This is a genomic window from Candidatus Kapaibacterium sp., assembly GCA_023957315.1.
Taxonomy (GTDB): domain Bacteria; phylum Bacteroidota; class Ignavibacteria; order Kapaibacteriales; family UBA2268; genus PGYU01.
Genome location: JAMLHE010000001.1, coordinates 212,677 through 232,150 on the forward strand (window position 1 = coordinate 212,677; position 19,474 = coordinate 232,150).

Annotated in this window: 16 protein-coding genes; 13 read left to right on the forward strand and 3 right to left on the reverse strand. The window is 38.1% G+C overall.

Annotated features, from left to right (window positions below; translation table 11 throughout):
* The first annotated feature begins 269 nt into the window (after positions 1 to 269).
* The 5 genes from M9949_00815 (at position 270) to M9949_00835 (ending at position 8,739) form a co-directional block, all read left to right on the forward strand.
* A complete protein-coding gene (locus tag M9949_00815; protein MCO5249946.1) occupies positions 270 to 4,358 on the forward strand; it encodes a GEVED domain-containing protein in 4,089 nt (1,362 codons plus the stop codon).
* Between the two features lie 257 nt (positions 4,359 to 4,615).
* The gene (locus tag M9949_00820) at positions 4,616 to 8,155 is read left to right on the forward strand and encodes an immunoglobulin domain-containing protein (protein ID MCO5249947.1); all 3,540 of its coding nucleotides are present in this window, start codon (positions 4,616 to 4,618) and stop codon (positions 8,153 to 8,155) included.
* A 41-nt stretch (positions 8,156 to 8,196) separates the two neighbouring features.
* Positions 8,197 to 8,337: a hypothetical protein gene (locus M9949_00825; GenBank protein MCO5249948.1), complete on the forward strand. Its 141-nt coding sequence runs from the start codon at positions 8,197 to 8,199 to the stop codon at positions 8,335 to 8,337.
* 37 nt (positions 8,338 to 8,374) lie between these two features.
* Complete coding sequence (locus M9949_00830) at positions 8,375 to 8,527, forward strand: hypothetical protein (GenBank protein ID MCO5249949.1); 153 nt, start codon at positions 8,375 to 8,377, stop codon at positions 8,525 to 8,527.
* 8 nt (positions 8,528 to 8,535) lie between these two features.
* Complete coding sequence (locus M9949_00835) at positions 8,536 to 8,739, forward strand: T9SS type A sorting domain-containing protein (protein MCO5249950.1); 204 nt, start codon at positions 8,536 to 8,538, stop codon at positions 8,737 to 8,739.
* 112 nt (positions 8,740 to 8,851) lie between these two features.
* Here the strand turns inward: M9949_00835 and lysA are convergent, their stop codons facing one another.
* Positions 8,852 to 10,003 carry a diaminopimelate decarboxylase gene (gene lysA / locus M9949_00840; protein ID MCO5249951.1) on the reverse strand — a complete coding sequence of 384 codons (1,152 nt, stop codon included), beginning with the start codon at positions 10,001 to 10,003 and terminating at the stop codon, positions 8,852 to 8,854.
* Between the two features lies 1 nt (position 10,004).
* Entirely contained in the window at positions 10,005 to 11,387 is a 1,383-nt protein-coding gene (gene lysC, locus M9949_00845; GenBank protein ID MCO5249952.1) for a lysine-sensitive aspartokinase 3, read from the reverse strand.
* A 154-nt stretch (positions 11,388 to 11,541) separates the two neighbouring features.
* Here lysC and folB point away from each other — a divergent pair, with 154 nt between their 5' ends.
* The 4 genes from folB (at position 11,542) to M9949_00865 (ending at position 14,998) form a co-directional block, all read left to right on the forward strand.
* Entirely contained in the window at positions 11,542 to 11,922 is a 381-nt protein-coding gene (gene folB / locus M9949_00850; GenBank protein MCO5249953.1) for a dihydroneopterin aldolase, read from the forward strand.
* A gap of 48 nt (positions 11,923 to 11,970) precedes the next feature.
* On the forward strand, positions 11,971 to 12,474 hold the full coding sequence (gene folK / locus M9949_00855) for a 2-amino-4-hydroxy-6-hydroxymethyldihydropteridine diphosphokinase (GenBank protein MCO5249954.1): 504 nt from the start codon (positions 11,971 to 11,973) through the stop codon (positions 12,472 to 12,474).
* Positions 12,471 to 14,354: a DNA primase gene (dnaG, locus tag M9949_00860; protein ID MCO5249955.1), complete on the forward strand. Its 1,884-nt coding sequence runs from the start codon at positions 12,471 to 12,473 to the stop codon at positions 14,352 to 14,354. Before folK ends, dnaG begins: the two co-directional genes overlap by 4 nt.
* A 212-nt stretch (positions 14,355 to 14,566) precedes the next feature.
* On the forward strand, positions 14,567 to 14,998 hold the full coding sequence (locus M9949_00865; GenBank protein MCO5249956.1) for a hypothetical protein: 432 nt from the start codon (positions 14,567 to 14,569) through the stop codon (positions 14,996 to 14,998).
* 76 nt (positions 14,999 to 15,074) lie between these two features.
* Here M9949_00865 and fbp read toward each other — a convergent pair whose 3' ends face one another.
* The gene (fbp, locus tag M9949_00870; protein MCO5249957.1) at positions 15,075 to 16,115 is read right to left on the reverse strand and encodes a class 1 fructose-bisphosphatase; all 1,041 of its coding nucleotides are present in this window, start codon (positions 16,113 to 16,115) and stop codon (positions 15,075 to 15,077) included.
* Positions 16,116 to 16,277: 162 nt separating this feature from the next.
* On the opposite strand from fbp, the gene M9949_00875 reads away from it, so the two are divergent.
* Genes M9949_00875 through M9949_00890 form a run of 4 tightly spaced genes read left to right on the forward strand, consistent with a single transcriptional unit; the run spans position 16,278 to position 19,464 of the window.
* Positions 16,278 to 16,916, forward strand: coding sequence for an LON peptidase substrate-binding domain-containing protein (locus M9949_00875; protein ID MCO5249958.1), 639 nt, complete (start codon positions 16,278 to 16,280; stop codon positions 16,914 to 16,916).
* A complete protein-coding gene (gene folP, locus M9949_00880; GenBank protein ID MCO5249959.1) occupies positions 16,916 to 17,710 on the forward strand; it encodes a dihydropteroate synthase in 795 nt (264 codons plus the stop codon). The genes M9949_00875 and folP overlap by 1 nt, the downstream gene beginning before the upstream one ends.
* A 51-nt stretch (positions 17,711 to 17,761) precedes the next feature.
* Positions 17,762 to 18,898, forward strand: a complete 1,137-nt coding sequence (locus M9949_00885; protein MCO5249960.1) for a hypothetical protein — start codon at positions 17,762 to 17,764, stop codon at positions 18,896 to 18,898.
* Complete coding sequence (locus tag M9949_00890; GenBank protein MCO5249961.1) at positions 18,895 to 19,464, forward strand: RNA polymerase sigma factor; 570 nt, start codon at positions 18,895 to 18,897, stop codon at positions 19,462 to 19,464. The genes M9949_00885 and M9949_00890 overlap by 4 nt, the downstream gene beginning before the upstream one ends.
* Positions 19,465 to 19,474 lie beyond the last annotated feature (10 nt).

The window sequence follows — 19,474 nt, forward strand, 5'->3', positions numbered from 1 at the left end:
TTAGGTTAACCTTAACAAATGATAAGCTAACTGACAATATTGATATATAAATGTAACAAAATTGATTTTGGATTGTTTATAGTACATATATTTGTGAACAAAAATGACATTTTTTCTTCAAAAGCAAGAAATATCTTGCTTTTTAGTATTTTTTTTTTGCAGAATGTAGATAATTTGTTAAATTTAAGTTAACAATAGCGCGAATTATTATATTTTAATAGAAAATTCATTTTTGGTTAATTATTATTTTATATTTTAGGAGTATTGGTATGAAAATGTACTTACGATTTTTTATGCTATTAACAATAGCATTTTTATGGAACAACTCTAAAGCATTGACTCAACCAAGCTATTGTGCGGCAAATGGCACTTGCAGTTATGAGTATATCGAAAGTGTAGACTTTGAGGGCATTGAAACAGGTACTATGGACTGTAAAACTTATATTGATTTTACGAAGGATTATTTACCCGACCTTGATATGGGTAAAACTTATACTATGAAAATCGGACTCGGAAGTTGGGACTACAATGACAACGTAACCGTTTGGATAGACTTCAATCAAAATGGAGATTTTACAGACTCCGGTGAAGAATTCACTTTGAAACAAGATGGAGCTTCATCATCAGGAGATATTAAAATTCCTACAGGTTCTGGTATTAAATCGGGTGTTACGGGAATGAGAATAAGATTGGAATGGGGGCAAACTCCGAAACCATGTGGTAATTCATCTTCTGGGTATGGTAATGTGCTTGATTTTCATGTTAATATTGTTGAGCCACTCCCCGACGCACATATAACTGCAATAACAAACCCAACCACACCTTGGAGAGTAGGCACACATAACGTGACTGCTACACTTCGCAACAGTGGCGACTTAGCATTATTCAATGTTGATATTGATTGGTATATTAATGATGTTTATCAAGGTACTCACCCTTGGACAGGTAACTTAGCTATCAATAGTACCACAAGTATAGCATTAGGAAATTATAATTTTGACTATCCGGCTAATGGTCCATGGGGAGCTTTCCAAATCAAAGCCGTTGTACGAAATGCTAACGATTTAGAAAAAGATGGCGACCCTTCGAATGACACCTATACAAGTTCTGTTACACCAATATTAAACGATGCCGGTGTTATAGGCTTTTTTGGTCCGCCCGAAGGTTTTGGACCCGGTGTCACTCAAGTTAGAGCACGCGTACGTAATTATGCACCCAAACCATTGACAAGTGTGACAATTAATTGGTCTATGGATGGCGTTGACCAAACTCCTGTTACTTTGACCGGAATAAATATTCCACGTGATGAAGTAGCTGACTTAGTTCTCGGAACATATGATTTTTACGCAAAATCACCATTAGGTCCTTTTGCTGTCGAATGTGCAACTTCTAATCCTAACGGAATCGCAGATGAAGATGATAAGAATGATAAATATGTCGGCGGTATAGGTCCATCGCTTGCAGCCGGAAATTATTTCATTGGTGCTACTAATTCACAATTCACATCACCTGCGGAAGCTGCATCTTATATTAACTCAAGTGGTGTTTTTGGACCAGGCAAGGTGACATTTGAAGTACGTCCCGGAACATATACAGGTCAAATCGTGTTGAACAGCCCGTTGCCAAATAAAAACGAGATTGAATTTATCGGTGGCTCATCATTCCCGGAAAATATTGTGTTAGCAGCTAATACAACAGCTCAAAATAATTTTGTGATTTTATTGGAAGGCTTGGAAAATGTAACTTTCCGCAATATGACTATCCGTAATAACAATAATGTGTCAGCCGGAGCCGGTGTAATTGTATCCGCAAAAAATGCAAAAGGATTGAATTTTACAAATGTAAGTTTCATGGGCGTTGCAAATTCACCAAGATACAACACCGGATTTGCGATTATGGACGTATCAAACTGTTCACCTATCAATGTATCGCATTGTAATTTTATGAATGGTTCTGTTGGTATTTATAACCTTGTAAACAGTGTTAACAATCCATCAATCATAATTGGCAATAATGATTTTGCTAATTTCTCATGGTTTGGTGTTTACAACCAAATCACACCAAACGTCGTTGGTAGCAATGTTGATATTTCATTTAATAAATTCAGCTATCTTTCAGGTACTGCTCCTGTCGGCGCTATTGCTTCTTGGAATTCTACTACTATTGCAAATAACGAATTTTCCGGTATCAGCGGTACAGGCGCACCAAACGAATCTGTGATTTATGTTAACCATACTTCGCAAAGTCTTAGTAATCCGGCTGAAATTTTGTCAAATTCGATTGTCGGATGTACTAATATTAACGGCATTTACGTTGTGGGTGCACACACGTTGATTGACAAAAACTATGTTAACATTAGCCAAACTGTCAATTACGGATATGCTCTTTTAAAAGCGGAAAATACTTCCGGCGCTATTGGTAACAACCAATTGTCCGGCACTAACATTTACGGGATGAATTTAATCAACTCACCGGAATTGGGTATCTTCTATAATTCGGTAGTAACTGAAAGTAGTTTCTATCCTACCATTATGTCGAGCAGTGCAGGTAGTATCATGAGAAATATTTTCATGAATATTGGAACTGCTCCTGTACTTCAAGTAGGGATGGTTGAAAATTCGAATCAAAATATTTTCTATTCTAACGGCGAAACTTTGATTTCCGATAATGGTGTAAATCGTGATTTGCCATCATGGCAAGAAGAAGGCTACGACCAAGATTCTCGTGTTGAATTCATCGAATTCATTAATTCCGTAGATTTGCATATTAAGATATATTCCCCCAGCTTACTCTTTGGACCCGCACTTTTCGATTACACTGATGGCTATGCACATACAATCGAATCTTCAGATTTTGACGGTTTGAATAGAATATCATATTATGCCGGTTCTCATGAATTAACATTGTCTGTTTCTCTCATAACTCAAAGCGAAGGTATCGTAAATTGCGTTAATTCCACAGACAATTACATTTCGGTTACTTCAGCAATTGGTTACGATGCTCCGATGAATTACCAATGGTACAAAGACGGCGTTCCGGTGCCGGGTGCTACTGAACCGATTTTGTTCTTCAATGATTTGCAACATCATCAAGCAGGTCTCTATCATGCACGTATCGGCGGTCCGGGTGCGACTCCTCGTATTTATTCTGCTCCTGTTACTGTCTATGTATTGCGTCCAACTGAAATCACTCGTTATTCCGATGATGAATTTGCCGAAAATGGCGGACTTGCTACTTTGTGGTTTGAAGCACATGTTAATGGCACACCTATCGAAGATGCAATTATAAATGACGAAGTCAAAGTTCAGTGGTACTATTATATTGATGGTACTAACGACAGACTTTTAGCTAATGATAACAAATTCGCCGGTGTAAGGTCAAACTACTTAACGATTCGCAATTTCCGCGGTATTGACGAAGGGGAATACTACGCTGTAATCGAGGGTCTATGCGGTACTGTTCAAACTAAGTACATGAACATGGAATTGGAACAACTCGGCATTGCATTCACACAACAACCTGAAAACGCGACAGAATGTGTCAACTCCGATGTTACATTGGAAGCGATGGCGACTACTCAAAGCACAAAAAATATTATTTATCGTTGGTCAAAAGATGCTACGCCATTAACTGACAACGCTAAATATAGCGGGACTATGACTCGTAGCTTGACTATCAAGGGAATCGATGCCGATGATGCAGGTACTTATTCTGTTACTGCAACATTAGAAGGCACTACTGTATCTCTAAAATCTGCTGAAGCAGTTGTAGCTGCGCTTTTGGGTCCGACAATAACAGAAGACCTCGAAGACATTGAAGTTGAAGAAGGCGAACAAATCATGCTTCAAATCGTAGCTGTAAGCAACCCTAACGAAGTATTGAACTATATTTTATATTTATCAGGCGAAAGTATTTACTCAGGTACTGCAATTTCAGGCGAGCCCATTGTTTGGACTAAGGACAATGCTCAACCTGAAGACGCCGGTTTTTATATGTTCATGGTTACAAACAATTGCGGTGATGTGGAATCAGAACAAATAGAAGTTGCAGTTACATCAGGTACAACCGATGTAACTGACGTTAGTTCCGGCGGATACATACTGTCAGCACCAACACCGAATCCTGTCAATGGCGATGCACAAGTAAGCTATTACGTGCCTGTAAGCGCCCAAGTAAGAGTATCGTTGACAGATGCAATCGGCTCGAAAGCAATCGAACTATCCAATGAATACAAAGCAATCGGACAGTACAATTTGAACATTAATTCAAGCACTTTGAATTTGACATCAGGAACTTATTTCTTGATTCTCGAATCGAACGGCAAGAGATTGATGCAAAAAGTATCGGTTGTTAAGTAACAAGTATTACATAAATTACTAAAAAAGGGGCTTTACAGCCCCTTTTTTTATGGTATTTGTGAGATTATTGATAAAACACAAAATATTGATAAATTTTCATAGAAAACTGTTTGTTTTTCTGTAATTTTTATTTATATTGCTACTTGGATATTATAGTTAAGAAGAAAACAATTTAGTTGTTGCAAACTTAATAATTTGTATTAGATGAATATGCCATTAAAAGAATACTAATATTTACTAATTTTATGAGGTGTTTTATGTTTAAATTTAGACTTTCTGCAACACTGATTTTGGTCGGCTTGTTTTTTGCCATTTTCGGAGCAATGACAAATCGAGCTGATGCTCAGGATTATTGTGAACCAAGTTATTCTGATGCAGGTATTTACATGTGGATTTCTTCAGTTGAAATGACAACTCCATTCGGAAAAATGTCAAATACTGCCGGAGCAACTGCAAAACCGGGATATACTTATTACGATAAGTTTACAACTAACGCAAAAAGAGGTGACAGGGTTGATTTCCTTGTAAAATTCTACAGTAGTTATCCTCAGGAAATGGCGATTTTCGTAGATTGGGACCAAGACGGAGAGTTCTCAAAAAGTGAAATGGTGATTTACACAGACTATTCGTATAGTGGTGGCGGATATCAAGGCTACTTTACGGTACCTGATGATGTCAAAACCGGAGTAACACGAATGAGAATAATGACTGAATACTCATACATGGGCCAAATGCCAACTGACCCATGTTATACTTCATATGCCTACGGTGAATGTGAAGACTATAATTTCAAAGTTTTACCAAATGCACCTGATGCGCAAGTCACAGCAATTACTTCGCCTACAAAGCCTTGGAGAATAGGAAATTCACCTATAAATGTTACATTGCGAAACAATAACGAATATATAATGAAAGACTGTAAACTTGATTGGTACGTAAACGACCAATTCCAAGGTACATACAATTGGACTGGCACATTGGATGATGGTCAATCAACAACTGTTAATATTGGTAACTTTGATTTTGATTACCCGGCAGATGGACCATATGGACCATTTGAAGTTAAAGTAATCACAAGAAATCCAAACGGATACGAAAAAGATGAAGACCCAAGCAATGACCAATATATAAGCTATATTACTCCAATTTTGAACGATGTCGGGGTTGTAGGCTTTTTTGGTCCGCCCGAAGGTTTTGGACCCGGTGTCACTCAAGTTAGAGCACGCGTACGTAATTATGCACCAAAACCATTGACAAGTGTGACAATTAATTGGTCTATGGATGGAGTTGACCAAACACCTGTTACTTTGACCGGACTAAATATTCCTCGTGATGAACATGCAGACTTAGTTCTCGGAACATATAATTTTTATGTAAAAACACCATTAGGACCATTTGCTGTTGAATGTGTTACGTCTAACCCGAATGGAGTAGCAGATGAAGACGCTGCTAATGATAAATATGTCGGCGGTATAGGTCCATCTCTCGCAGCCGGAAAATATTTCATTGGTGCTACTAATTCACAATTTTCTTCACCTGCGGAAGCAGCATCATACATCAACTCAAGCGGTGTGTTTGGACCCGGCAAAGTGACATTTGAAATACGTCCCGGTACTTATACAGGCCAAGTTGTGTTGAACAGCCCACTTCCGAATAAAAATGAAATTGAATTCATCGGTGGCTCAAATTTCCCTGAAAATGTAGTATTGGCTGGAAATCCGACTGCTCAGAATAACTTTGTTGTTTTGTTGGACGGTTTGGATAACATCACTTTCCGCAACATGACTATTCGGAACAATAATGATGCAAGTTCAGGAGCCGGCATAATTGTTTCGGCTAAGAATGTAAAAGGCTTGAATCTGCAAAGTGTTAATTTCTTTGGTGTTGCTAATTCACCAAGATACAATGCCGGATATGCTATTATGAATATGAGTAACTCATCACCGGTAAATATAACTCACTGCAGCTTTAATGGTGGTTCTGTTGGATTTTATAATGCAGTAAGCAGCTTTAACAATCCAACAATAAATGTGAAAAATTCCAATTTCATGAATTTCTCATGGCTTGGTATTCACAACCAAATCATGCCAAACGTTGTTGGTAGTAATGTTGAATTCTCTTTCAACCGATTTGATTATACCTCGGGTACTGTTCCTGTCGGCGCTATTGCATCGTGGAATTCTACTACTATTGCAAATAACGAATTTTCCGGTATCAGCGGTACAGGCGCACCAAACGAAGCTGTGATTTATGTTAACCATACTTCGCAAAGCCTTAGTAATCCGGCTGAAATTTTGTCAAATACGATTGTCGGATGTACTAATATTAACGGTATTTACGCTGTTGGTGCACACACATTGATTGATAAAAACTATGTCAATATCAGTCAATCAGTCAATTATGGTTATGCACTTGTAAAAGCGGAAAACGCTTCCGGCGCCATTGGAAACAACCAATTGTTAGGCTCGAACATTTACGGGATGAATTTAATCAACTCACCGGAATTGGGTATCTTCTATAATTCGGTAGTAACTGAAAGTAGTTTCTATCCTACCATTATGTCAAGCAGTGCAGGTAGCATCATGAGAAATATTTTCATGAATATTGGAACTGCTTCCGTACTTCAAGTTGGGATGGTTGAAAATTCAAATCAAAATATTTTCTATACTAACGGCGAAACTTTGATTTCAGATAACGGTGTAAATCGTGATTTGCCATCATGGCAAGAAGAAGGCTACGACCAAGATTCACATTTTGAATTCACCGAATTCATTAGTACATCAGATTTGCATGTTAAGGTATATTCACCAAACTTGCTATTTGGTACTCCACTTTTCGATTACACTGATGGCTATGCACATACTGTCGAATTATCAGATTTTGACGGCTCAATAAGAAACTCCTACTTTGCAGGTTCACACGAATTATTGATGGAAGTTGCATTGATAACTCAAAGCGAAGGTATCGTAAATTGCGTTAATTCCACAGACAATTACATTTCGGTTACTTCAGCAATTGGTTACGATGCTCCGATGAATTACCAATGGTACAAAGACGGCGTTCCGGTGCCGGGTGCTACTGAACCGATTTTGTTCTTCAATGATTTGCAACATCATCAAGCAGGTCTCTATCATGCACGTATCGGCGGTCCGGGTGCGACTCCTCGTATTTATTCTGCTCCTGTTACTGTCTATGTATTGCGTCCAACTGAAATCACTCGTTATTCCGATGATGAATTTGCCGAAAATGGCGGACTTGCTACTTTGTGGTTTGAAGCACATGTTAATGGCACACCTATCGAAGATGCAATTATAAATGACGAAGTCAAAGTTCAGTGGTACTATTATATTGATGGTACTAACGACAGACTTTTAGCTAATGATAACAAATTCGCCGGTGTAAGGTCAAACTACTTAACGATTCGCAATTTCCGCGGTATTGACGAAGGGGAATACTACGCTGTAATCGAGGGTCTATGCGGTACTGTTCAAACTAAGTACATGAACATGGAATTGGAACAACTCGGCATTGCATCTACACAACAACCTGAAAACGCGACAGAATGTGTCAACTCCGATGTTACATTGGAAGCGATGGCGACTACTCAAAGCACAAAAAATATTATTTATCGTTGGTCAAAAGATGCTACGCCATTAACTGACAACGCTAAATATAACGGGACTATGACTCGTAGCTTGACTATCAAGGGAATCGATGCCGATGATGCAGGTACTTATTCTGTTACTGCAACATTAGAAGGCACTACTGTATCTCAAAATCTGCTGAAGCAGTTGTAGCTGCGCTTTGGGTCCGACAATAACAGAAGACCTCGAAGACATTGAAGTTGAAGAAGGCGGAACAAATCATGCTTCAAATCGTAGTTGTAAGCAACCCTAACGAAGTATTGAACTATATTTTATATTTATCAGCGAAAGTATTTACTCAGGGTACTGCAATTTCAGGCGAGCCCATTGTTTGACTAAGGACAATGCTCAACCTGAAGACGCCGGTTTTATATGTTCATGGTTACAAACAATTGCGGTGATGTGGAATCAGAACAAATAGAAGTTGCAGTTACATCAGGTACAACCGATGTTACTGACGTTGTCCCGGCGGATACATACTGTCAGCACCGACACCGAATCCTGTCAATGGCGATGCACAAGTAAGCTATTACGTGCCTGTAAGCGCCCAAGTAAGAGTATCGTTGACAGATGCAATCGGCTCGAAAGCAATCGAACTATCCAATGAATACAAAGCAATCGGACAGTACAATTTGAACATTAATTCAAGCACTTTGAATTTGACATCAGGAACTTATTTCTTGATTCTCGAATCGAACGGCAAGAGATTGATGCAAAAAGTATCGGTTGTTAAGTAACAAGTATTACATAAATTACTAAAAAAAAGGGGCTTTACAGCCCCTTTTTTTATGGTATAAGTGAGATTAAATTCGAAAGTTTCTTTGCCGAATCAATTTTGGCTTTGAATTATCAATCAAAGTCCGCTGGTCGCAAACGATTGTTATAATTTGACGACATTACGTAGCCATATGCACCGACATCGCGAATAATCATCAAGTCCCCAATCTCAGCCGCAGGCAAATGAACAGATTTTGCAAATACATCAGAATTTTCGCAAATCTGACCACATAAATTTACAACTGTGTCCTCTCCTTCCTTTCCGTAGATATAAGTTCTATGGTATGCACCGTACAATGCCGGACGAAGAAGAGTGGACATACCGGCATCAACACCGACGAAGTTTTTGTAGCTGTGCTTTGTACCCGTTACTTGAGTGATAAGCCAGCCGGCATCAGCAATCAAATATCTTCCGGGTTCGAGATAGAGGTAAGGTTCGCCAAATCCATATTTTTGGCACTTTTCTGTAAAAATTTCAGTGACAAGTTCAGCAGTTTTTTCAATGTCGATAGGCAATTCATCGTCCTCATATGGAATGCCGAAGCCACCGCCGATATCCACAAAATCAGGTTTGGCGCCAATTTGGTCAAAAATATCTTTAGAAATGAGCATCAATTTTTCGACAGTTTGAGCAAAATGATAAGGCTCAAGATTGTTCGAACCGGTCATCATATGAATTCCAAATTTTGAAACCCCCAACTGTTTTGCTTTTTTATATGCCTCAGCAGCGTATTCGTAAGGGATGCCGAATTTCGCATCTGTTCCGCCTGTAGTGATACCTTCGTATCCACCTTTACCGACGCCGGGATTAATTCTGAATGAGACAATATTTGGTATAAAATGCTCGATTAAACGGTCGAAGGAAGTCGAATCATCAAGATTGATTTGAACACCGAAATTTTTCAAACTTGCAAAATCGTCACGGCTTTCATAATTTCCGGTATAAATAATATCTTGGTCGGCAAATCCTGCCTTCTGGGCAAGCATCACTTCGTTCGGAGATGAGCAATCAGCACCGGAGCCGAGTTGCTTGAAAATATTCAAAATATGAACGTTACTGTTTGACTTGACCGAAAAATGGATTTTCGTCCTTGGATAATGCTTGACAAAAGCATTATAGAGCCGATTATAATTTTCAGTTATTCTTTGCTTGTCATAGACATATAGCGGCGTTCCAAATTCATCGGCAAGTTCGCGAATATCCTTTTGATTTATATGAGTCATATTATTTTTGTCCTAAATTTACGAAAATTTCATTGTCCGTTGTATCATTGAAAAATTCTTTATGCAGCATATTGACTGCTTTTTCGGTATCAATTGCATCAACAATAATGCTAAGATTGACTTCAGAAGCTCCGAAGCTAATCATTGATATGTTTATTCCGGTCAGTGCTCCAAAAAACCGTGCAGCGATGCCCGATTCATTTCTAATTCCATCGCCAACAGCTGAAATAATTGCCTTCCCGGGAAAAACTTCAACATTAGAAAACTTTTCTAATTCTTTAATAGCCGCATCGAGCGAAGGTCCGTTATCAACAGTCATCGAAATACTCACCTCAGACGTAGCTACTAAATCAATCGGAATTTGATGCTTTTTGAATATATCAAACACATTAGCCAAAAACCCAAATGTACCGAGCATTCTATTGGAAGTTACATTTATAACTGTTACATTCTCGCGAAAAGCAATAGCTTTGATTCTATTTTTCCAACTCGAATGAGCAATTATCTTGGTTCCTGTATTTTCGGGTTTAAATGAATTGAGTACAAAAACAGGGATTTCTGCTTCTACAGCCGGAAAGATTGTCTTGGGGTGCAAAACTTTTGCACCATAAAATGCAAGTTCAGCGGCTTCATCGTAGGAAATTTCCCTGATTAATTTGGTATTTGGCACTTTTCTCGGGTCACTTGTCAAGATTCCATCAACATCAGTCCAAATCTCGAGCCTTTCGGCTTTCAATGATTGAGCAATAAGTGCTGCAGTATAATCTGAGCCGCCTCTGCCGAGCGTAGAAGTTTGTCCGCTCAAAGTTGAAGCTATAAATCCTCCACAAACACAGAATTGCACTTTCTCTGTATTAAATGCCTCAAATATTTGAATTGCAGTCATTTCTCTTGTTTTATTCAGGTCAACTTCCGCATCAATAAATTTTTCTTCTGTGAAAATCAATTCTCTCGAATCAATATGTTTAATGCTCATTCCGAATTGTGAGAAGGCATCGGCAATAATATACGATGATAAAATCTCGCCTGTAGCCAAAAACACAGCATTAGAACGAGGTGTAAACTCGCGTATGATCACTAAAGCATCTAAAATTAAGTTTAATCGATTCAATGTGCTATTGATAAATTCGATAGTTCGGGCGGAGCAATTCAATTTTTGAGCAGTGTTGATATGCCGAGATTTAAGCTCTTCGATAATCGTCGTGGCTCTTGCTGTATTATTTGCTTTAGCTGCATCGAAAAGCTCTATGAGTGAATTTGTAACACCCGAAAATGCTGATACCACTACCACGCTATTCGACTTTTCATTTTTGCAAATGTCAATAACTCTCAGAATAGCAATATCATCTTTAACCGATGTACCGCCAAATTTTTTGACTATCATATATTAACTCAAGATATATAAAATGAATTGTGACAAACGGTTATTGACCTTTGATATTTTTAAAATTGATTTTTGGAGCAAAACAACAGTAGAGTCAGAATTATATATTATATTTGTTAATTGAAAATGTAAAATATTAAATTAGAAAAAGAATATGGTAAATTCCTCGCTAACAAGACTCAGTATTATAAATGCTGAATATTACGCCTACCATGGTGTCAAACCCGAAGAAAAAAAGTTAGGCGGCAAATATGAAGTTGACCTCGATATGTATTACGACTCAACTACTGCAATAATCAAAGACGACGTCCAAGATGCAGTCAATTACGAAGAAGCACTATTTTGCGTGTCGGAGGTTATCAATGGCACAGAAAATTACAATTTGGTCGAAACAATTTGCAACGAAATTCTGAATATGTTGATGGATAAATTCGAGCACCTTTTGTCGGCAACTGTACGTGTCCGTAAGCTCAATGTGCCGATGAGACGTGTAGTCGGTTATATTGAAGCAGAGCAAACAATCGAAAGAGAATAATTACCGCTTTATAAAATAATCTTCATGAACAATCAGAAATAATCGCTTGTGCCAATTGTTAATGACATCGTTTTATCTTTGGGTTCTAATATTGGTGACAGATTAGCAAATCTATCACTTGCTATTGATTTGTTGAGAAGCTCGGAAATCGTTAGCAAAGTAGTAACATCATCAATTTACGAAAGTGAGCCCGTTGACGAAGCCAATCAGGCGAATTTCCTCAATTTGTGCCTTTTGGGCAAATCCGAGCACACTGCTTTGGAATTACTCGGGTTTCTCAAATCTGTCGAGCACTACGTTGGACGGCAAATACGAAAACGATGGCACGAACGTGAGATTGATATTGACATAATTTTTTTCGGCGATTTGGTGATTCAAAGCCAAAACCTCGTAATACCTCACGAGCGAATGCACGAACGTAGATTTGTATTGCAACCTTTGGCAGAAATTTTGCCTAATCAAATACACCCAATATTTGGAGTCACAGTTCAAAATTTGTTAGAGAAATGTAGTGACAAATCACAAGTAAAACTGTTCAAGAGCATAATTTGAAATTAAGCGAAGAAATAATAGCAAAAGTCAAAGATGCAGCTGATATCGTTGATGTAATCGGCGAAACGGTCAATTTGCGCCGTCGCGGTCAAAATTATCTCGGCTTATGCCCATTTCATAACGAAAAGACTCCCTCGTTTACTGTGTCTGCCAACAAAGGCATTTACAAATGCTTTGGTTGCGGCAAAGGTGGCAATGTATTTACATTCCTAACTGATAAATTCGGGATGAGTTTTATAGAGGCGATTGAATCTCTCGCTGCAAAGTATCATGTAGAATTGCCAAAAGACGAGCAGGGAACAACTCCCAAAGACAGTAAACGTTCGCAAATTTACGATGCACTCGAAAAAACCGAAGCGTTGTATAATTCGCTCTTGAAAAATAAGGATGGTAAAATCGCCTATGATTATTTCAAAGGGCGGGGATTTGACGATGAATTGATTGAAAAATTCCGCCTCGGGTACTCGCCCGATGATTGGAATTTCGTCACAAAAACGCTTTCGTCTTCCGGCATTTCAATAGATATTCTGGAAGAAGCCGGAGTGGTAATCAAATCCGACAAGGGCAATTATTTCGACCGTTTCCGTAGCAGAGCCATCTTCCCTATTCATGATTTCATGGGTAGAGTTATCGGATTTGGCGGCAGGTCATTGACCGATGACAAAAATTCTGCAAAGTATATAAACTCGCCACAAACTTTGGTTTACGATAAGAGTAAAGTCTTATTCGGAATTTACGAAGCCAAAAACAGTATAAGAAGCAAGCAATATTCGATATTGACCGAAGGCTATGCGGACGTAATTTCACTCCACGCAGCCGGATTCACAAATGCGATTGCTTCGAGCGGGACTTCGCTTACTCAGGACCAATTACGGGAACTCAAACGATTCGCCCCAAAATTGTATATTGCATATGACGGTGATGCTGCAGGACAGGAAGCGGCTGAAAGAGCCGGCGAAATGGCATTACAGTTCAATTTTGAAGTCTTTATCATAAAAATTACCGAAGATGATGACCCGGATAGCATCATCCAAAAATATGGTGCTGAAAAATTCGAGCAACTGATTCATAGTGCGATTGACTTTTTCGATTTTAAAATCTTGCGCTTGAAATCGAGTTTTAAGTCAGAATCAGCAGGTGAAATCACTGCTGCTGTCAGGGAAATGACCAAAATCACAGCTTCGATACCTGATGAAATGAAGCACGATTTTTATATTCGCAAAATTTCCGAATCTTTCAATCTCACATTCTCCCAAGTTGAGCTTCTGTACAAGGAAAAGGAACTAATCCGAAAGAAAACTATTGCAAATGAATCAAATCGTACCGAGCAAAATCAAACCGTCAATAAAGCGACTGATACTATCATAGACAATGATGAATCGCAATCACTCAGCATTGATGATATTTTTTTCGAGGAAAAATTAGTTCTTAGTTACGCATTATTGGGATTGAACGAATTTTCGGATTTGATGGAGCATTTTGATATTGGAACCGAAACATTCGCGACAGATGTGGCAAAATTAATTTTCAAAGTCATTCAGGATAATTCGACAAACGATGACATTCTGGGAACGATTATCAACTCAGATTATGTGCCAAATGAATACAAAGACATAATCATCACTATTTCGATAAAGGATGAAATTGGAAGCGAGAATTGGGAATTAAAATTTGGGAGAGCAGAGTTCAAACCTGATATGAAGGAAGTAATTGCGAAATCTCTTTTGAAATTGGAAAAACGAAAGGTTGACGAGAGTTTAGTTCAAGTTATGCGATTGTTAATGAATGAACCCGAACACATTGAACATAGAGAAAGATTCAAACAACTTAATGAGAAAAAAATGCAACTCAATAATTCGTTGATGGGAATTCCGAATTGATATCGCACAGAATGTAAGGAATTTGTTCGATTTTCGTCTGATATTGCATGCAAATCATACAAATTTCAATTAAATTGCATTTTTTGCAAAAAATATCGTTTGTTTATGTAACTTTTTTGCTTTAAATTTGTTTATATAAAAAGAGTGGACTAAACTAAATAAAGTTTTTGCTTTCACTAAACATTTTTTTCTTAATATATATGGGAGCCTCTATGAAATCATTAAAAATCTTTGCAGCAGTAATTACTATGGTACTTGCTGTGGGCGTATTCTATGCGAATGCTTGCGATAATTCGAAATCGAAAACAAAAGCAGGCGTCGAAAACTCAGTCGAAATGAAGAAAGTATCCGGTAAAGACGGCTGCTGCTCAGATAAGACTGTGAAAACAGCAGCTAAAAGCGACGGTTGTTGCTCAAGCAAGACTGTGAAAACAGCCGCTAAAAGTGACGGATGTTGCTCAAGTAAGACAGTGAAAACTGCCGGTGTTGAAGGTAGCTGCTCAAGCAAGACTGTAAAAACTGCTGCTAACGAATGTAGCACTAAATCAGCTTGCTCAACTGAGAAAGTTAAACTTGAAGCTAAAAACGAAGCTGTTGAAGCTAACTTGAATACTGCTGAAATCGTAACTCCTGAAACAAAATAATTTGTTTCGGGTTATTATAAATTTGGGGTTGAATACACGAAAGTGATTCAACCCCTTTTTTTTAATCATTATCAGCTTAAAGAATTTTTTGAAGCGGATGCTCTCCTTGGAAAAATGCTTCCGCATCGAATACATCTTCCTTGCTTCCTAAAAACAGAGGCACTCTTTCGTGAATACTATTTGGTTTAATATCCAGAATTCTATTCTGCCCGTCAGATGCTCTTCCTCCACATTGTTCAGCAATCATAGCAAGAGCGTTAGCTTCGTAAACGAGTCTTAGTTTTCCATTTGGAGCTTTACTATCCGCCGGATACATGAATATACCTCCGTATATAATTGTACGGTGAACGTCGGCTACAGCTGTTCCAATGTAACGATGCGAATAGGGGCGGAATTTATCTTTCGAAGGAGTTTTGAGGTAATCAATATATTGACGAATGTTTTCCGACCACAAATAGTAATTCCCCTCATTCACACTATAATATTTGCCACGTTTTGGGGTCCTGATATTTTCCCTCGTGAGCAGAAATTCCCCAATTGTAGGGTCAAGTGTGAATGCATGTGCACCGTGACCTGTAGTATAAACCAACACAGTGCTACTGCCATACAAAGCATATCCTGCCGCTTCTTGCTTATAGCCGGCTTGCAAAACATCTTCTACAGTACCTGATTCATCCGAACTCATATCAATACGTTTGAAAATCGAAAATATAGTGCCGATTGTAACATTGACATCAATATTGGAAGAGCCGTCAAGTGGGTCGAACACAATGAGATATTTGCCTCTATCGTTGACAATGTCGGTAACTACAATATCTTCATCCTCTTCCGAAGCCATTACACATATGTGTCCGCTGCGTTGCATGGCTCTTTTGATGACATCATTGGAATATGTATCAAGTTTGCGGACTTGCTCTCCATGCACGTTTGTATCTCGCGTCAATCCAAGCACATCGTTGAGTCCGGCACGGCGAACATCTCTTGAAATCAATCTCAATGCAAGAGTCAAATCATTTAAAATTGAAGTAAATTCACCTGTAGCTTCGGGATGCAGTCCCTGTTCATCATCTATATGATGTGAGATTGTTGTCAATCTCGGTGTTGTCATTGCTGGCATTTATATATTTCCCTTTAGAGATTTGTATGAGTACGTTCTAAAACTCTAAATTAAGAAAGTTTTTCCGTAATTCAAAGGTTTTTTTTTGAAACTTCAAATTTAAATAAATATATTGCATCTATTATACGTAACCAAAATTATATAAATCAATAGTTAGAAAAGATGAAAAAAATTGGAATTTTCCCCTTAAGATTAGTATTATTCCCCGAATCGGCGTATCCTTTGCATATTTTCGAGGAACGCTACAAAGCTATGATAAGCAAATGTTTGCAAGAAAGAGCACATTTCGGTATCAATTTCATGAGTAATGAAGGTATGAAAGATGTTGGGTGCTCGGCTACAATCACAGAAGTGTTGAGGCATTACGACGATGGTCGAATGGACATTGTAGTTGCAGGCGTTAAGCGTTACAAACTGAAATCATTCGCCGATGGAGCCGACAAATACTACGTCGGGGATGTTGATTATTTTGATGATATTGATAATTCATTCCATCCTGAACAATTAGAAAAATGTGTTGATATTTACAACAGGATTGCCGAAACTGTGAAGACAATCAAGATTGATGCAATAGCAATCGAAAATATTTCGTCAAATTTTCCCTCATTTCAATTAGCTCAAAAAGCAGGTCTTGCCATTGAACAACGCCAATTTTTACTCGAAAGTCGCAACGAAAACGAAAGACTGATTTACTTGTTCGAGCATTTCAACAAAATCTTACCTACGGTCAAAACCATTGACGGAATCAATAATTTAATAAAAAATGACGGCTACATCAAGCCGAATTTGCCAAAAGCATAATGAAAGCATTCCCCAAAATAATGTGCATTTTGAACGCCACGCCGGATTCTTTTTCGGATGGTGACAGATTTGCCAATGTTGATAACGCAGTCGAATTTGCTCTACATGCAGCAGAACGCGGAGTTGACATAATTGATATTGGTGGCGAAAGCACTCGTCCGGGCTCCGAACCTGTCGGCGAACAAGAGGAATTGGACAGAGTGATTCCGATAATTGAAGGAATCAGACGCCACAATGCAAATATTTCGTTATCAATTGATACTTATAAATCGGCAGTTGCTCATGCTGCGGTCAAATCAGGTGCTAACATTGTCAATGACATTTCGGCGGGTACTTTCGATGATAAAATGTTCGAAATTGTTGCCAATCTTAAAGTGCCGATAATATTGATGCACACACCTTCTCCCCCGCGAACGATGCAAATGAATGCAAAATACACTGATGTAGTTGCTGAAGTGAAAGATTTTTTAAGTCTCAGAATTCAAGTAGCTGAAAAAAGTGGCATTAATGAAATTATAATTGACCCGGGAATCGGATTTGGGAAAAATTACGAGCAAAATATCGAACTAATTCGCAATATTGATGAATTCGGAGAACTAAATCGCCCAATTTTATTAGGAATCTCCCGAAAATCTTTCCTTGGGCAACTTACCGGAATCGTATCACCCGCAGAGCGAGATATAGCAACGATTTTATTGCATTCACTCTTGCTCCGAAATAACATCGAATACATCAGAATTCACAATTTTGAGCTCGCAATTCAACTAAAAATGATAAAAAATGAAATTTTTTAAAATAATTTGAGATTTTTTTGCCATTGTTGTGTCTTTATATATAGAGAGGGTATGTTATTTAAAAAAAGTTATAAAATTTGTAAAAATGCTTTGCTATGTTCTTTGACATGGTGGTTGTTTCTTGCAATGTTGATTGTAATGGTGCTGATGAGTTGCGATGTTTGCGACATTGGCGACTCGGGTGGTAACCCTGAAAACCGAATTTACTTCACATCATTGCCCGGCAATACCGATGAACCGTATGTTTATAGTATCAAGTATGACGGCACAGCAATGTTGGCTTTGGTCAAAAACGGGCTGATATTCTCGCCTCCTTCGACTAATGGATATATGGCAGTTTTATCTCGGGACACAAATACCGGAAATAAGATTTTATATTCGGTTGATTCGGAAGGAAAGTATTTTCAAAAAGTTGCCGAAGAGAGTTCATTATTCGATATAAACTATCCTATAATGTCGCCGGATGGAAAGAAAATTGCTTTCAACGGAGGGCAAAAGAGATTGTTTATCAGCAAATATGACGGAGCGTACGTTTTCGACTTAATTGACGACAATATTACGAGCAACACGATTCCGGCGTTTTCGCCAAATTCGAAAATGATAGCCTATTTCAAAAATGAGACAAATGGGAATTTGGTGCTGAAAGTAGTCAATGCTGAAGAAACGGGCTCAACTCAAGTTATATTTCAGACAATTATTTCAGAAACTTTAGTTGAACGCAGCGAAATTCATCCTGAATGGTTCTCTGACAACAATCGGATTGTGATATCGGTAAGCAACAATGGTGCTGAGAAGCTAAAAATCATTGACATAAGTTCAGGAAATATTCGTGAAATCCTAATCGAATCACCTTTGATAGGTTCGTCCGACCCTGCGATTTCAGCCGATGGAAACTTTGTGGCAGTATCGGGTAAAGACGGTAACATTTGGGTGATTGACATTTTGGACGATGATTACAGATTCTCGCGTATCACGGATGTTTTCGAAGGGGAAACTGCCAAGTCACCAACTTGGCTATCAAACGGAAAAAGTATAATGTACAATTTACAAACGAAATATGATAAAGTAAGCTATTCGACACTCTTTTTGACAAATATCAGTTATGACGGTACTTTAGTAAACAAAGAGACAACGTACGTGTTGGCGAATTCGGTAATAAAAGGTTTTTGGCAATCTCAAGGAAAATGATGAAATTGAATTTCAAACAAATGGAAGATTCAGAACTTATAAGCTTGTTGTTTACAACCAAGCATAAGGACGCTGCATTTGCTGAAATTTACGAACGATATTCACGAAGAGTTTATGCCTATTGCAAAAAGATGCTTCATTACAATGTTGAAGAAGCTAACGATGTTTTTCAGGATGTGTTCATTAGATTCTATAATTCGATAAACAAAAATCATTATTACGGAAATCTTCAGAACTTTTTGTTGACAATTGCAAGAAATTTATGTCTGAATCAAATCAGAGACAAGAAAAACCACGTGCCCTTAGACGAAGCAATAATGGTTGAAGGACGTTCGGAATATGATTCTTATGAATTGAAAGAACTGCTAAACAAAGCATCAAATATGTTAGAAATTGAATATAAAGAAGTTTTTATACTGAGAATGTATGATGGATTGGAATACGAAGAGATTGCAGAAATTATCGGCGAAAAAGCCGCAACGGTAAGAAGCAGAGTTTGGAGAGCGAAAGAAAGAATCAAAGTGATTTTACAGAAGTATTTCGATGAATATGAATTTAATAAATAATTATATATAG

Bases quoted from the DNA above. Each gene is read 5' to 3' on its own strand.
- M9949_00815 (MCO5249946.1), top strand. From the start codon at position 270: ATGAAAATGTACTTACGATTTTTTATGCTATTAACAATAGCATTTTTA.
- M9949_00820 (MCO5249947.1), top strand. From the start codon at position 4,616: ATGTTTAAATTTAGACTTTCTGCAACACTGATTTTGGTCGGCTTGTTT.
- M9949_00830 (MCO5249949.1), top strand. From the start codon at position 8,375: ATGTTCATGGTTACAAACAATTGCGGTGATGTGGAATCAGAACAAATA.
- lysA (MCO5249951.1), bottom strand. From the start codon at position 10,003: ATGACTCATATAAATCAAAAGGATATTCGCGAACTTGCCGATGAATTT.
- lysC (MCO5249952.1), bottom strand. From the start codon at position 11,387: ATGATAGTCAAAAAATTTGGCGGTACATCGGTTAAAGATGATATTGCT.
- folB (MCO5249953.1), top strand. From the start codon at position 11,542: ATGGTAAATTCCTCGCTAACAAGACTCAGTATTATAAATGCTGAATAT.
- M9949_00865 (MCO5249956.1), top strand. From the start codon at position 14,567: ATGAAATCATTAAAAATCTTTGCAGCAGTAATTACTATGGTACTTGCT.
- fbp (MCO5249957.1), bottom strand. From the start codon at position 16,115: ATGCCAGCAATGACAACACCGAGATTGACAACAATCTCACATCATATA.
- M9949_00875 (MCO5249958.1), top strand. From the start codon at position 16,278: ATGAAAAAAATTGGAATTTTCCCCTTAAGATTAGTATTATTCCCCGAA.
- folP (MCO5249959.1), top strand. From the start codon at position 16,916: ATGAAAGCATTCCCCAAAATAATGTGCATTTTGAACGCCACGCCGGAT.
- M9949_00885 (MCO5249960.1), top strand. From the start codon at position 17,762: ATGTTATTTAAAAAAAGTTATAAAATTTGTAAAAATGCTTTGCTATGT.
- M9949_00890 (MCO5249961.1), top strand. From the start codon at position 18,895: ATGATGAAATTGAATTTCAAACAAATGGAAGATTCAGAACTTATAAGC.